This is a genomic window from Pilosibacter sp. NGB245, assembly GCF_057397225.1.
Map to the genome: position 1 here is coordinate 548,339 of NZ_CM171584.1, position 15,063 is coordinate 563,401.

A 15,063-nucleotide genomic window follows, 5' to 3' on the forward strand; every position below is an offset into this window, starting at 1 on the left:
TGAGTTCTGGAATCTGATGTCGGATCCCGGAGTTCATCGCTCTTTTTCGTTACCGTGTGTGGGGATTTTCAGTGTGTGTATTGTAACTGGATTTTACTGATACTTTGTAACTGGTCAGTAGGTCTGCGCACTTGCTGCGCTGACCGTAATAAAACACAGGCTTGAAGGCAAAAATCCCATCGGTGAAGCCGATTTGGAATGGATTTTTGATATTTCCCGATCAGTTTCCGCACTCGATACTGATCGCGTTGAACATGTCGAGGATATCATCTACTTTCGTGTTCGCCTTTTCCTCGCCCTTTTTGTCCATGACCGCATGTCCCTGGTGCATCATCAGGAGACGGTCGCCGTACTCGACGGCAAAGCGGAGATTGTGGGTGACCATGATCGTTGTCAGGTGTTTCTCCGCAACGATCTTTCCTGTGAGTTCCATGATGATGTCGGCGGTCTTCGGGTCGAGGGCTGCAGTGTGCTCATCGAGGATCAGAAATTCGATCGGGGTCATCGTGGACATCAAAAGTGCCATCGCCTGGCGCTGGCCGCCGGAGAGAACGCCGACCTTCACGCCCATCTTATCCTCAAGACCGAGTCCTAAGATCTTTAACTGGTCGCGGTAGAAATCGATGCGGGACTTGTTTGTCCCAGGCAGCAGGTTAAACGGTTTTCCTTTATTATCGGCGAGTGCCATATTCTCCAGAATCGTCATGTTCGGGCAGGTCCCCATTGCCGGGTGCTGGTAGACGCGGCCGATGCGGCGCTGGCGCTTGTACTCCGGCATCTTTGTGATATCGACTCCGCCCATCGTGATCGTTCCGGAGTCGACCGGAATGCTGCCGCAGATCAGGTTTAACATGGAAGTCTTTCCGGATCCATTGCTGCCGATTACGGAGACGAACTCGCCGTCGGCGATGCTCAGGTTGAAATCCTTAAAGAGGCACATTTCGTTCACGGTGCCTGCATTGTAATATTTATTGATGTTCTTTAATTCAAGCATGATGTGCCCCCTTTCTCTTCACGGAATCACTGATGATCAGGATCAGAAGAAGGATCGCTGCAGTGATCAGTTTCAGGTCAGTTGCTTTTACGATGCGCATGGAAATGACGAAAGCGACGCATGCCTTGTAGAGGATCGCGCCTGCGATGACCGCGGTGGTCGCTTTTAATTTTCCAAAGCGATGGAACAGCTGGGTTCCGAGGATGACGCTTGCGAGACCGAAGACCATGGTTCCGGTTCCGATGGAGATATCGAAGAAGGCCTGCTTCTGAGCAAGAACTCCTCCGGCGAGAGCTGCGAAGCCGTTCGCGATCGCAAGACCGATGATCTTCACGCGGCCTTTGTCCTCCGCGAGAGAGGTTACGAGAGCGTCATTGTCTCCGGCTGCCCGGAGCAGATATCCGGATCTCGTGTTTAAGTACCAGTCGAGGACGAATTTGCAGATCAGGGTGATCACTGCAAGGATGATCACAACGATGTACGGTCTCACGGATGCCGGCAGGCTGTTTCTCGTCCATTCATTGTCGAAGATCGTATCCTGGGACAGGAACGGGAGATTGGCTTTCATTCCGGCGATCCGAAGATTTACGGAGTAGAGAGCGGTCATGACAATGATACCGGAAAACAGATCGCGGACCTTGCATTTTACATGAATAAAGCCGGTCACGCATCCGGCGAGCACGCCTGCGAAGAAAGAGAGCGGTAATGCCCACACCGGGGAAATGCCTTTCACGATCAGCCCTGCGGTCAGCGCTGCGCCCAGGGGGAATGTTCCATCGACCGAAAGATCCGGAAAGTCCAGGATCTTGTAGGTGATGTATACGCCCAGGGCCATGATCGCGTAGATCAGCCCTTCCTCAAAGATTCCTAATAAGATTGCCATGTTATCCTCCGAAAATCAATAACCTATATTTTATCGCGGTTATTACAGTGGGTGTTCAGCTCTGCTGAACAGTTACTTTTACAGTTACATTCTGGTGCAAAGTCCGGCAAAGCGGATGAAATGCTTTGCCGGACTTCCTGACATTGTGTCTGTTTGAATTATTACTGGGTGATCTCAGTGAATAATTCTTTTGCATTCTTGGAGAGGTCCTCCGGGAATGTGATCCCGAGATCCTCAGCGACTTTGGAGTTTCCGTAGAAAGCTGCTTCCTCGATGACTTCAAAGTTCAGTTCGCTTGCTTTTTTCTCGCCCTTTAAGACTTCGGCAGCCATGCGTCCTGTCTGCTTTCCAAGATCAACATAATCGAGACCCATTGCAGCGAGGCAGCCGATCTTGACCTGTTCGATCTCACTTCCGAATACCGGGATGTTCTTTGCGTTTGCTTTGGAAAGGATCAGCGGAAGAGAAGCAACGACGGTGTTGTCCGTTAAGTTGTTTAAGCAGTCAACCTGTTCTAAGAGGCTGTCAGCTGCCAGCGGGATGTCTGCTGTGGAGGAAACGCCGGACTCAACGATCTCGAAACCGTAATCAGCAGCTTTTTCCTTATACTCTGCGAGTGTGGAAGCGGAGTTTACTTCGCTTGTTGTATACATGATACCGATCTTCTTCGCATCCGGAAGGATCGCGCGGATCATTTCGAGCTGCTGTTCAACCGGAAGCTTATCACTTGTTCCTGTCACTTCGCCGACCGGTGTTCCGTCTGCGTTTGCAAGTTCAGCTGCGACCGGATCGGTAACTGCTGTATAGATGACCGGAATATCATTCTTTCTGCCGACGCTGTATGCGCTCTGGGCGCTCGGTGTTGCGATCGCGCAGATGAGATCCACCTTCTGTCCGGCGAAGTTTGTACTGATCTGTGCTGCTAACCCTGGGTCAGCCTGTGCGTTTTCTTCTAATACGGTAAGATTTTTGCCTTCCACGAATCCGTTCTCGGCGAGACCTTCGATGAAACCTTCCCGGCAGTTGTCGAGAGAGCCGTGAACAGCGAACTGGTTGATGCCGATCGTGTAGGAACCGTCTGCGAGAGCGGTATCCGCTGCGTCTGCGGATCCTGCAGTTGTTGCTTCAGCAGTTGTTGTCTCGGCAGCTGTCGTCTCAGCGGCAGTCGTTGTGGAAGCTGTGTTTGAAGAGCAGCCTGCGAGAAGTGCTGCGGTGAATGTTGCTGCGATGATTGCTTTGATCGATTTTTTCATAATTTTGTTCTCCTCTTCTACTTTTTAATTGAGATGATTCGTAACTGCATTCCGGGTCTTTCCGATCCGGTCATGCGGTTCAGTAGTTGTTGGAGGTGTGGAGCGAAGGTGCCGTGGTGTGGGATATCTTGTACAGAGCATGTATTTTTGCTGCCATACATCTGTAGGGAGCTGCCGTCGGCAGGTCCTTTAGGTATAAAAAAATCCCAAGGATCAGATATCGATTTAAAATCTGATCCTTGAGACGAATTTCATATCCGCGGTGCCACTCAATTTGACCTTTCGGTCCGCTTTTTTCGTATACCAACATATACGCCGCTCTCTTAACGACTGCGGTAGCCGTCAGTCCATACTAAAATTCAGGACTGCCCTCGAAAGTCCATTCCATTTCCAGTGCAATACTGCAATCCCACCGCCTGCAGCTCTCTGTGAAAACATGATCGAAAATGTACTCCTCTTTCTCAACGGTTTTTCTTGTTTGGTTATGGGTATCATAGTACGAAAAGGATTGTTTGTCAAGAAGAACAATAAAAAAAGTTTGGAAACCTGCAAACTCTGCCAGCCAGAAAGAAAAATGGTAATTTCTAAAAAAAATATAACATTTCAGAAACTTCCATAAATTCCATTGACTTTCAATGTTTCCTGATATAGGATAAATATCACACGAAATGACAGGGTGTCATCTCACGCAGATCTTCAGAAAACAAAGCATGTAAAAGACAGAAAAAGTAACAGCAGAGGCTCGGATGCGATGAAAAGCTCTGCAGAAAAATGAAAATCAAGGAGGCAGACGTATGGGTACCAAAGACGGCGGAAAAAAGCCGAACCCGAATGATCTCAATTCATTTAAGGGATTTTTCTATTATATGATCATAATTCTGGTCATGACGGTCCTGTTAAACGGACTCGTATTCCCGTCCGCACTGAAAAGTCAGGTAAAGGAAGTCGGCTACAACGAATTTCTGGCTATGGTAGACAATAACCAGGTCACACAGGTAGAGAAAGATGACACGAACGGCGAGTACGTGTTTATCGCGAAAGACAGCAATGGAAAAGAGCAGGTCTACAAGACAGGACTCTGGGATGACCCGGATCTGACAGATCGCCTGTACAGCAAGGGCGTCACATTCGATAAAGTGATTCCGAGAAAAGAGTCAGCGATCATGAATATTTTCGTGAACTGGATCCTTCCGTTCGTGATCATGATTGGGCTCGGGCAGATCTTAAGCCGCAGCATGGCGAAGCGTATGGGCGGAAACGCGATGACATTTGGAAAGTCCAATGCAAAGATCTACGCGGAGAGTGAGACCGGCGTGACATTCGCGGATGTCGCAGGTGAGGAGGAAGCGAAGGATGCGTTAAAGGAGATCGTAGATTTCCTTCATGATCCGAAAAAATATGCGGATATCGGTGCCACACTTCCGAAGGGCGCGCTCCTCGTAGGCCCTCCTGGAACAGGTAAAACGTTGTTAGCAAAGGCCGTTGCCGGTGAGGCGCACGTTCCGTTCTTCTCGATCTCCGGCTCTGAGTTCGTTGAGATGTTCGTCGGCATGGGTGCCGCGAAGGTCCGGGACCTCTTCAAGCAGGCAAATGAGAAAGCTCCGTGTATCGTCTTTATCGACGAGATCGATACCATCGGTAAAAAGCGTGACGGAAGCGGCATGGGCGGAAACGATGAGAGAGAACAGACCTTAAACCAGCTTCTTACAGAGATGGACGGATTCGACGGACGAAAGGGTGTTGTGATCCTGGCGGCTACAAACCGTCCAGAGACCCTTGATAAGGCCCTCTTGAGACCGGGCCGGTTTGACAGAAGAATTCCGGTGGAGCTTCCGGATCTCAAAGGCCGTGAGGCGATCCTGCGGGTACATGGAAAAGATGTCAAGATGGATGAGTCCGTTGACTTTAACGCCATCGCGAGAGCGACTGTCGGAGCCAGCGGTGCCGAGCTTGCGAACATTATCAACGAGGGCGCACTCCGTGCCGTCCGCATGGGACGCCGCGTTGTATCCCAGGCTGATCTGGAGGAGAGCGTTGAGACTGTTATTGCCGGTTACCAGAAGAAGAACGCTTCCGTATCCGAGAATGAACGCCGGATCGTCGCTTACCACGAGATCGGTCATGCCCTCGTTGCAGCGTGCCAGAGCAACTCCGCTCCGGTACACAAGATCACAATTATTCCGAGAACATCGGGTGCTCTCGGTTATACGATGCAGGTGGAGGATGGCGAGCGTCTTCTTATGAGTAAGGAGGAGGCACTTAACAAGATCGCAACTCTGACCGGCGGCCGTGCGGCGGAGGAATTTATGTTCCACTCTATCACGACCGGTGCATCCAACGATATCGAGCAGGCCACAAAGCTTGCCCGCGCTATGGTGACCCGCTACGGTATGAGCGACCAGTTCGGTATGGTTGCCCTTGAGACCGTGACGAACCAGTACCTTGGCGGAGACACCTCCCTCGCATGCTCACCGGAGACAGCGAAAGCCATCGATGACGAGGTGATCGCTACCGTGAAGGCACAGTACGAGAAGGCAATGGGAATCTTAAGAGACCATGCAGCAAAATTAAACGAACTTGCCGGATATCTTCTCGAGAAGGAGACGATCACAGGAGAAGAATTTATGGAGATCCTGAACCGGTAAAAGCAGTATATCAGTGTGAGAAGACTCAGAGACCATGCAAAGTGGCTGCTCTGAGTCTTTTTTCGTTTTGGGAAAAGAATCAGTTACTTTTCATGGGTAGGAATTTTCTGAACTGAAAATTCCGTACAATACAGTGGTGGTAGTGGATTTTGCCGATTCGGAATGCGAAGCATCGGCAAAATCCTGTTACAGTGCGCGGGCAAGGAGTGCCCGTGTACTGTAACAAGAATCAGGCATTGGGCTGACGATGTGAAATCTCGATTGTGTGCACTGGAAACCTATGTTAAAATGAGAGTAGAAATTTAGATGTTGGGCTTAAAATACAAAATTAAAATGACCTGAAAAGAGGAATACCGACAGGAGGAAAAACGGATGAAACAGAGATATTGTCCATACTGCGACCAGAAAATGACATCGGGTCTATACTGCAGCGGATGCAAAAGGATCGTGTGGCATCCATATGTGCAGGATGTGGATTACTATTTAAATGAGAGGCATCCGCGCCATGAGTCAGACTGCCTGTACCATGATGGCGGAAGCGAATACCCTGGAAGCAGCGTGTCCGGTACAGATTCGTACGCGGGCATATTTAAAGGGAATGGGGCATCAACCAGAATACAGGGCGGAAAGAAAAAGACAAATCGGGAGAAGAAGACAGCGGATCCATTCCAGAATATGGGAAACAGGACGACGGGGCAGCGGAATGCGTTCGAACATATGAAGAGCCAGCTTGAACAGTACCGCAGCCAGGCAGATACCTGCCAGAGTGGAACTTACAGCAGCCAGTCCGCGAAGAACATCATGGACCGCGTAAACTCCGAGCGGGGACGGAAGAAGCCGTTTACCGGCATTCTGATCGTCGTGATCATCTGGCTGGTATTTTCCGTCGGCGGAAACCTGCTGTTCCTTATCACTCATGCGATCCGGGAATCGATCTACGGGATCGAGAACATCTTCGACTCGTCCAACGGCGATCTCTGGTCCTCTGCCGATTCCAACGCCGTGGAGGTCCTTGGGGAGGGCGAGCTCTCCGACGAGGAGGTGCGGGCCATCGGAACAAACTGTACAAACTACGGTCACTATGACGCCCAGCTTGCGGATGTGACGGCCGCCCTGGACCGGCTCCTGCCGCAGTACGGATTTTCTGAGTGGTCGATGGAGGACACATACAGCTACAACTATGCTTCGGACGATATGAGCTGGTACAACACAGATCAGGCCTATTATCTGAGCCGTGATGGGGAGTATGTGGGAAGCATTACCATCTACGCCGACACGGCAACGGACGATCTCCATGGAATCGGTGCCTACAGCAGCGACGAGGAGGCCTTCTACCAGATCGTGGACGTGCTGGAAGCCACATTCCAGGAATTCGGCTATCTGGATACGGATCTAAATGGACAGGAGGTATATCAGGAACTGATCAATACCGAGGATATGATCGTTAGTAAGACAGATGACAGTGTCAACGGATTTACCACAGCTTATGGACCGGAGATTTTTGCAAGTAAAGAAAGCCCGTCAGGGGATGATTTCTACTCGATCCAGATGTATGCGCCGGGGTATTACACAAGCGTAGAGTAGGAAAACTTTGTAAAAAAGTGCTTGACAGATTGACAACCCCATGGTAGTATGAAATGTGCACTATTGTGGTATCATGTGCATATGGTACCAGTATGCCCAAAATTAGTTATTGATTATAGAGAAAGAAAACAGGGGTGAAACGTCAAATGGAGAAAAGCAGAATGCGTCCGGTGCCGTCCGGCAAGAGCGTAAGAATGAGCTTCTCAAGACAGAAAGAAGTTCTTGAGATGCCGAACCTGATCGAGATCCAGAAGGATTCTTATCAGTGGTTCCTCGACGAGGGCCTGAAAGAGGTCTTTGACGATATCTCTCCGATCGCTGACTTTGCTGGACATCTTAGCCTGGAGTTTGTAGACTTCACGCTTTGCAAAGATGACATCAAATACACGATCGAAGAGTGCAAAGAGCGTGATGCAACTTACGCCGCACCTTTGAAAGTCAAGGTGAGACTCTGCAACAAAGATAAAGATGAGATCAATGAACACGAGATTTTCATGGGCGATCTGCCATTAATGACAGATACCGGCTCCTTCGTTATTAACGGTGCAGAGCGTGTTATCGTCAGCCAGTTGGTACGTTCCCCTGGTATCTATTATGGTATCGATCACGATAAGATCGGTAAAGAATTATATTCCTGTACCGTAATCCCGAATCGTGGAGCATGGTTAGAGTATGAGACAGATTCCAACGACGTGTTCTATGTCCGTGTAGACCGTACCAGAAAGGTCCCGGTAACTGTCCTGATCCGTGCGCTCGGATATGGTACAAACGCTGAGATCATCGATCTCTTCGGTGAGGAGCCGAAGCTTCTCGCAAGCTTCACAAAGGATACGTCCGACAACTATCAGGATGGTCTCCTTGAGTTATATAAGAAGATCCGTCCGGGCGAGCCGCTGTCTGTCGACAGTGCTGAGAGCCTGTTAAACGGCATGTTCTTCGACCCGAGAAGATATGATCTCGCAAAGGTCGGCAGATATAAATTCAACAAGAAGCTTCATATGAAGAACCGTATCGTCGGACAGATTCCGTCCGAGGATATCGTTGATACAGAAACAGGCGAGATCCTTGCGGAAGCAGGAAAAGCGATCACAAAAGATCAGGCGATCGCGATCCAGAACGCTGCGATCCCGTATGTATGGATCCAGACAGAAGAGCGCGTGGAGAAAGTCCTTTCCAACCTTATGGTTGACCTTTCCGCATATGTGTCCTTCGATCCGGAAGAAGTAGGTATCACAGAGTTAGTATATTACCCGGTATTAAAAGACATTCTGGAAAAAGCAGGGGATGACGAGGAAGAGTTAAAAGCTGAACTCCGCCGCAACGTCCACGAGCTTGTTCCGAAATGCATCACAAAGGAAGATATCCTTGCTTCCATCAACTACAACATGCACCTTGAGTACGGCATCGGCGTAAAGGATGATATCGACCACCTTGGAAACCGTCGTATCCGTGCAGTCGGAGAGCTCCTTCAGAACCAGTACCGTATCGGTCTCTCCAGAATGGAGCGCGTTGTACGTGAGAGAATGACAACACAGGACATCGACGGAATCACTCCGCAGTCCCTGATCAATATCAAACCGGTCACTGCAGCAGTGAAGGAGTTCTTCGGAAGCTCCCAGCTGTCCCAGTTCATGGACCAGAACAACCCGTTATCCGAGCTTACGCATAAGAGACGTCTCTCCGCGTTAGGACCGGGCGGTCTGTCCAGAGAGCGTGCAGGATTCGAGGTTCGAGATGTACACTACACCCACTACGGTCGTATGTGTCCGGTCGAGACTCCTGAGGGACCGAACATCGGTCTTATCAACTCCCTCGCAAGCTATGCGAAGGTAAACCAGTACGGCTTCGTTGAGGCTCCGTACCGTGTCGTAGACAAGAGCGATCCGGCTAACCCGCGTGTTACCGACGATGTTGTCTACATGACAGCTGACGAAGAGGATAACTACATCGTAGCACAGGCGAATGAGCCGCTCGATGAGGAAGGCCACTTCATCCACAATAACGTATCCGGTCGTTTCCGTGAGGAGACTTCCTCCTTCCAGAAGAAACAGATCGACCTCATGGACGTATCCCCGAGAATGGTATTCTCCGTTGCTACTTCCATGATCCCGTTCTTACAGAACGATGACGCGAACCGTGCCCTGATGGGATCCAACATGCAGCGTCAGGCTGTACCGCTGCTTTCCACAGAAGCTCCGGTTGTTGGTACCGGTATCGAAGGCAAGGCTGCCGTTGACTCCGGTGTCTGCGTAGTCGCTAAGAATGCCGGCGTTGTTGAACGCTCTGCTTCCAACGAGATCATCATCAAGAGAGATTCCGACGGAAACCGCGACGTTTACCGCCTGATCAAATTCTCACGAAGCAACCAGTCCAACAGCTACAACCAGAAGCCGATCGTTTACAAGGGCGACCATGTAGAGAAAGGCGAGGTTATCGCGGACGGACCGTCCACAAAGGATGGCGAGATCGCACTTGGTAAGAACCCGCTGATCGGATTCATGACCTGGGAAGGTTACAACTACGAGGATGCGGTCCTGTTAAGTGAAAAACTTGTTATGAACGATGTCTACACATCTGTTCATATTGAAGAATATGAATGCGAATCCCGTGATACCAAGTTAGGACCGGAAGAGATCACAAGAGATGTTCCGGGTGTCGGCGATGACGCATTGAAAGACCTGGATGAGCGCGGAATCATCCGCATCGGCGCTGAGGTCCGTGCCGGTGATATCTTAGTCGGAAAGGTAACTCCTAAGGGAGAGACCGAGCTGACAGCTGAAGAGAGACTTCTTCGTGCGATCTTCGGTGAGAAGGCAAGAGAAGTCCGCGACACATCCTTAAAAGTACCGCATGGCGCATACGGAACCATCATCGACGCAAAACTCTTCACAAGAGAGAATGGCGACGAGCTTGCTCCTGGCGTAAATGAGACAGTCCGCATCTACATCGCTCAGAAACGTAAGATTTCTGTTGGTGATAAGATGGCCGGCCGTCATGGTAACAAGGGTGTTGTCTCCCGTGTACTTCCGGTAGAGGATATGCCGTTCCTTCCGAACGGACGTCCGCTCGATATCGTATTAAACCCGTTAGGCGTGCCGTCCCGAATGAACATCGGACAGGTCCTTGAGATCCACTTAAGCCTTGCAGCAAAGGCACTTGGATTCAATGTTTCCACACCGGTATTCGATGGCGCAGACGAGAATGATATCCAGGATACACTGGAGCTTGCAAACGATTATGTAAACATGGAATGGGATGCATTCCAGGAGAAGTATAAAGAGATCCTTCGTCCGGAGGTTATGGAATATCTCGGTGAGCACCTTGATCACCGTGCTCTCTGGAAGGGCGTTCCGATCAGCCGTACCGGTAAGGTACAGCTCCGCGACGGACGTACAGGCGAATACTTCGATGGCCCGACTACGATCGGACACATGCACTACCTGAAACTGCATCACCTGGTTGACGATAAGATCCATGCACGTTCCACAGGTCCATACGCACTCGTTACACAGCAGCCGCTCGGTGGTAAAGCACAGTTCGGCGGACAGCGTTTCGGTGAGATGGAGGTTTGGGCTCTTGAGGCTTACGGCGCGGCTTACACACTTCAGGAGATCCTGACAGTGAAGTCCGATGACGTTGTTGGACGTGTAAAGACCTACGAGGCGATCATCAAGGGCGAGAACATTCCGGAGCCGGGTATTCCGGAGTCCTTCAAGGTACTCTTAAAAGAGTTACAGTCTCTCGGACTGGATGTAAGAGTGCTGCGTGACAATGGTGAGGAAGTCGATATGTCTGAGAACATCGACTACTCTGATACAAACTACGATCTTCGTTCCATCATCGAGGGAGACCGCCGCTACAACGATAAGGAAGACTTATCCGACTACGGATTCCAGAAGCAGGAATTCAAGGGCGACGAGCTTGTCAATGTGGAAGACGATGACTATACAAACGACGGTGCCAAAGACGACTATGTCGATGACGATTATACCGAGGATGACGACAAATAATTAGAAGGGAGTACCGTTCATGCCTGAGACAAATGAAACTTATCAGCCGATGACATTCGACGCGATCCGTATCGGACTTGCCTCTTCGGAAAAGATTCTGGAATGGTCCCATGGTGAGGTTAAAAAACCGGAGACCATCAACTACAGAACCTTAAAACCGGAGAAGGACGGTCTGTACTGCGAAAGAATCTTTGGACCGACCAAGGACTGGGAGTGCCATTGTGGTAAATACAAGAAAATCAGATACAAAGGTGTTATCTGTGACCGCTGCGGCGTTGAGGTAACGAAGTCCAGCGTGCGCCGTGAGCGTATCGGACATATCGCGCTTGCCGCTCCGGTATCCCATATCTGGTATTTTAAAGGTATCCCGAGCCGTATGGGTCTGATCCTGGACATCTCCCCGAGAGTCCTCGAGAAAGTTCTGTACTTTGCTTCCTATATCGTTCTGGATGCAGGAAATACCGGACTTCAGTTAAAGCAGGTCCTTTCCGAGAAAGAGTACCGCGATGCTGTTGAAAAGTACGGCTACGGCACATTCCGCGTAGGAATGGGTGCTGAGGCAGTCCAGGAACTTTTAAAGAATATCGATCTGGATAAAGACTCCGAAGAGCTGAGAAAAGCTCTTCAGGAGGCTTCCGGCCAGAAGAGAGCGAGAATCATCAAGCGCCTTGAGGTTGTTGATGCATTCCGCAGCTCCGGAAACAGACCGGAGTGGATGATCATGAACGTGATCCCGGTCATCCCGCCGGATATCCGCCCGATGGTACAGCTCGACGGCGGACGTTTCGCGACATCCGACTTAAACGACTTATACAGAAGAATCATCAACCGTAACAACCGTCTCGCAAGACTTCTCGAACTCGGCGCTCCGGACATCATCGTCCGCAACGAGAAGAGAATGCTCCAGGAGGCTGTTGATGCCCTGATCGATAACGGCAGACGCGGAAGACCGGTTACAGGACCGGGCAACCGTGCGTTAAAGTCCCTTTCTGACATGTTAAAAGGTAAGCAGGGACGTTTCCGTCAGAACCTTCTCGGTAAACGAGTTGACTATTCCGGACGTTCCGTTATCGTCGTTGGACCGGAACTTAAGATCTACCAGTGCGGTCTTCCGAAAGAGATGGCGATCGAGCTCTTCAAACCGTTCGTTATGAAGGAACTCGTTGCAAACGGAACTGCACACAACATCAAGAACGCGAAAAAGATGGTCGAGCGTCTTCAGACAGAGGTCTGGGATGTTCTCGAGGATGTAATCAAAGAGCATCCGGTTATGTTAAACCGTGCCCCTACTCTTCACCGTCTTGGTATTCAGGCGTTCGAGCCGATCCTTGTAGAAGGTAAGGCAATCAAGCTTCACCCGCTCGTTTGTACCGCATTCAACGCGGACTTCGATGGAGACCAGATGGCGGTTCACCTTCCGCTGACGATGGAAGCACAGGCAGAGTGCCGCTTCCTTCTTCTCTCCCCGAACAACCTGTTAAAACCGTCCGATGGTGGTCCGGTAGCAGTTCCTTCCCAGGATATGGTCCTCGGTATCTACTATCTGACACAGGAGAGACCGGGCGCAAAGGGCGAAGGCATGTTCTTCAAGAGCCCGAACGAAGCACTTCTTGCATATGAGAACGGAGCCGTTACTCTTCATGCGAGAATCAAAGTCCGTGTGACAAAGACACTTCCGGACGGAAGAACGATGACAGGCATCGTTGATACAACTGTAGGACGTATCCTCTTCAACGAGATCATCCCGCAGGACCTTGGATTTGTCGACAGAACGATCCCGGGCAACGAGTTAAAGCCGGAGATCGATTTCCTCGTAAAGAAGAAACAGTTAAAGCAGATCCTCGAGAAAGTCATCAATACACACGGAGCGATCCAGACAGCGATCACTCTGGACGATATCAAGGCGATCGGTTACAAGTACTCCACAAGAGCCGCTATGACCGTATCCATTTCCGATATGACTGTCCCGGCAACCAAGAAACAGCTCCTTGCGGACGCTGAGGCAACGGTTGACCGTATCGCAAAGAACTTCCGCCGTGGTCTTATCACAGAGGAAGAACGTTACAAAGAAGTTATCGATGTATGGAAAGCAACCGATGACCAGTTAACACATGACCTTCTGACAGGTCTTGATAAATACAACAACATCTTCATGATGGCGGACTCCGGAGCCCGTGGTTCTGATAAGCAGATCAAGCAGCTTGCTGGTATGCGAGGACTTATGGCGGATACAACCGGTCACACGATCGAACTCCCGATCAAGTCTAACTTCCGTGAAGGTCTTGACGTACTTGAGTACTTCATCTCCGCACATGGTGCGAGAAAAGGTATGTCCGATACCGCTCTTCGTACAGCCGACTCTGGTTACCTGACAAGACGTCTTGTCGATGTATCCCAGGATCTCATCATCCGTGAGACAGACTGCTGCGAAGGAAAAGGAACGATCCCGTACATGGAGATCGAAGGCTTTACAGACGGTAAAGAGACGATCGAGACTCTCCAGGAGAGATTAACAGGCAGATATATCGCTGAGACGATCACAGATCCGGATACCGGAGAAGTTGTTGTCAAGGCAAACCATATGTGTACACCGAAACGTGCCGCAGCCGTTATCAAGGTTCTTGAGAAGCTCGGCAGAAATACCGTTAAGATCCGTACAGTCCTGACATGTAAATGCCATATCGGTGTTTGCTCCAAGTGCTACGGCGCGAACATGGCGACAGGTCAGCCGGTACAGGTCGGCGAGGCTGTTGGTATCATTGCCGCACAGTCCATCGGTGAGCCGGGTACACAGTTAACCATGCGTACATTCCACTCCGGCGGTGTTGCCGGCGGCGATATCACACAGGGTCTTCCGCGTGTCGAGGAGCTTTTCGAGGCAAGACGCCCGAAGGGACTTGCGATCATTGCTGAATTTGGTGGTGTTGTCACAATTAAAGATACCAAGAAGAAACGTGAGATCATCGTTACTGATCCGGAGACCGGAAACTCCAAGACTTATCTGATCCCGTATGGTTCCAGAATCAAAGTTACGGACGGACAGGTTCTCGAGGCCGGTGACGTTCTCACAGAAGGTAGCATCAACCCGCACGACCTGTTAAAGGTTAAGGGCGTTCGTGCCGTACAGGATTACATGATCCGTGAGGTACAGCGTGTTTACCGTTTACAGGGTGTAGAGATCAACGATAAGCATATCGAGATGATCGTGCGTCAGATGTTAAAGAAGATCCGTATCGAGGAGAGCGGCGATTCCGACGTTCTTCCGGGCGTATCCATGGATGTTCTTGATTTCAACGAGATGAACGAGGAGCTCATCGCTGCAGGCAAACAGCCGGCAGAGGGCAAACAGGTCATGCTCGGTATCACAAAGGCATCCCTTGCAACCGATTCCTTCTTATCCGCTGCATCCTTCCAGGAGACCACAAAGGTTCTTACTGAGGCTGCGATCAACGGCAAAGTAGATCACCTGATCGGTCTGAAAGAGAATGTTATCATCGGTAAGCTCATCCCGGCTGGTACCGGTATGAAGCGTTACCGCAACATCAAGCTCAGCACCGGCGAGATCGAGGAGAAGAAGCCGGAGCCGGAAGTTCAGACTGCTGCTGAGCCGCAGGAGGAGACAGAAGCTCCGATTGAAGAGGCTGAGAAGATCATTCTCAACGAGGATGACACACAGGAAGTTGATGAATAATCG

7 protein-coding genes and 1 other annotated feature are annotated in these 15,063 nt (G+C 50.4%); of the genes, 4 read left to right on the plus strand and 3 right to left on the minus strand.

Features of this window, described 5'->3' with window-relative positions; genetic code table 11:
- Positions 1-220 precede the first annotated feature (220 nt).
- From ACXMYH_RS02365 to ACXMYH_RS02375, 3 genes are all read right to left on the minus strand, one after another.
- Positions 221-994: an ABC transporter ATP-binding protein gene (locus ACXMYH_RS02365; RefSeq protein ID WP_118321706.1), complete on the minus strand. Its 774-nt coding sequence runs from the start codon at positions 992-994 to the stop codon at positions 221-223.
- Positions 987-1,877, minus strand: a complete 891-nt coding sequence (locus tag ACXMYH_RS02370; RefSeq protein ID WP_486555452.1) for an ABC transporter permease — start codon at positions 1,875-1,877, stop codon at positions 987-989. Before ACXMYH_RS02370 ends, ACXMYH_RS02365 begins: the two co-directional genes overlap by 8 nt.
- A 161-nt stretch (positions 1,878-2,038) precedes the next feature.
- Entirely contained in the window at positions 2,039-3,130 is a 1,092-nt protein-coding gene (locus ACXMYH_RS02375) for an ABC transporter substrate-binding protein (protein WP_118321708.1), read from the minus strand.
- Positions 3,131-3,367: 237 nt separating this feature from the next.
- Positions 3,368-3,604: a binding site (T-box leader), on the minus strand.
- A gap of 320 nt (positions 3,605-3,924) precedes the next feature.
- On the opposite strand from ACXMYH_RS02375, the gene ftsH reads away from it, so the two are divergent.
- The 4 genes from ftsH to rpoC all read left to right on the plus strand — a co-directional run bounded on the left by ftsH (position 3,925) and on the right by rpoC (position 15,060).
- On the plus strand, positions 3,925-5,775 hold the full coding sequence (gene ftsH / locus ACXMYH_RS02380; protein WP_215702101.1) for an ATP-dependent zinc metalloprotease FtsH: 1,851 nt from the start codon (positions 3,925-3,927) through the stop codon (positions 5,773-5,775).
- Positions 5,776-6,147: 372 nt separating this feature from the next.
- Positions 6,148-7,359: a hypothetical protein gene (locus ACXMYH_RS02385; protein WP_215702100.1), complete on the plus strand. Its 1,212-nt coding sequence runs from the start codon at positions 6,148-6,150 to the stop codon at positions 7,357-7,359.
- A gap of 146 nt (positions 7,360-7,505) precedes the next feature.
- Positions 7,506-11,369: a DNA-directed RNA polymerase subunit beta gene (rpoB, locus tag ACXMYH_RS02390; protein WP_118321711.1), complete on the plus strand. Its 3,864-nt coding sequence runs from the start codon at positions 7,506-7,508 to the stop codon at positions 11,367-11,369.
- Positions 11,370-11,388: 19 nt separating this feature from the next.
- Positions 11,389-15,060 carry a DNA-directed RNA polymerase subunit beta' gene (rpoC, locus tag ACXMYH_RS02395; protein WP_118530057.1) on the plus strand — a complete coding sequence of 1,224 codons (3,672 nt, stop codon included), beginning with the start codon at positions 11,389-11,391 and terminating at the stop codon, positions 15,058-15,060.
- The last annotated feature ends 3 nt before the right edge of the window (positions 15,061-15,063 follow it).

Bases quoted from the DNA above. Each gene is read 5' to 3' on its own strand.
- ftsH (WP_215702101.1), top strand. From the start codon at position 3,925: ATGGGTACCAAAGACGGCGGAAAAAAGCCGAACCCGAATGATCTCAAT.
- ACXMYH_RS02385 (WP_215702100.1), top strand. From the start codon at position 6,148: ATGAAACAGAGATATTGTCCATACTGCGACCAGAAAATGACATCGGGT.
- ACXMYH_RS02370 (WP_486555452.1), bottom strand. From the start codon at position 1,877: ATGGCAATCTTATTAGGAATCTTTGAGGAAGGGCTGATCTACGCGATC.
- rpoC (WP_118530057.1), top strand. From the start codon at position 11,389: ATGCCTGAGACAAATGAAACTTATCAGCCGATGACATTCGACGCGATC.
- ACXMYH_RS02365 (WP_118321706.1), bottom strand. From the start codon at position 994: ATGCTTGAATTAAAGAACATCAATAAATATTACAATGCAGGCACCGTG.
- ACXMYH_RS02375 (WP_118321708.1), bottom strand. From the start codon at position 3,130: ATGAAAAAATCGATCAAAGCAATCATCGCAGCAACATTCACCGCAGCA.
- rpoB (WP_118321711.1), top strand. From the start codon at position 7,506: ATGGAGAAAAGCAGAATGCGTCCGGTGCCGTCCGGCAAGAGCGTAAGA.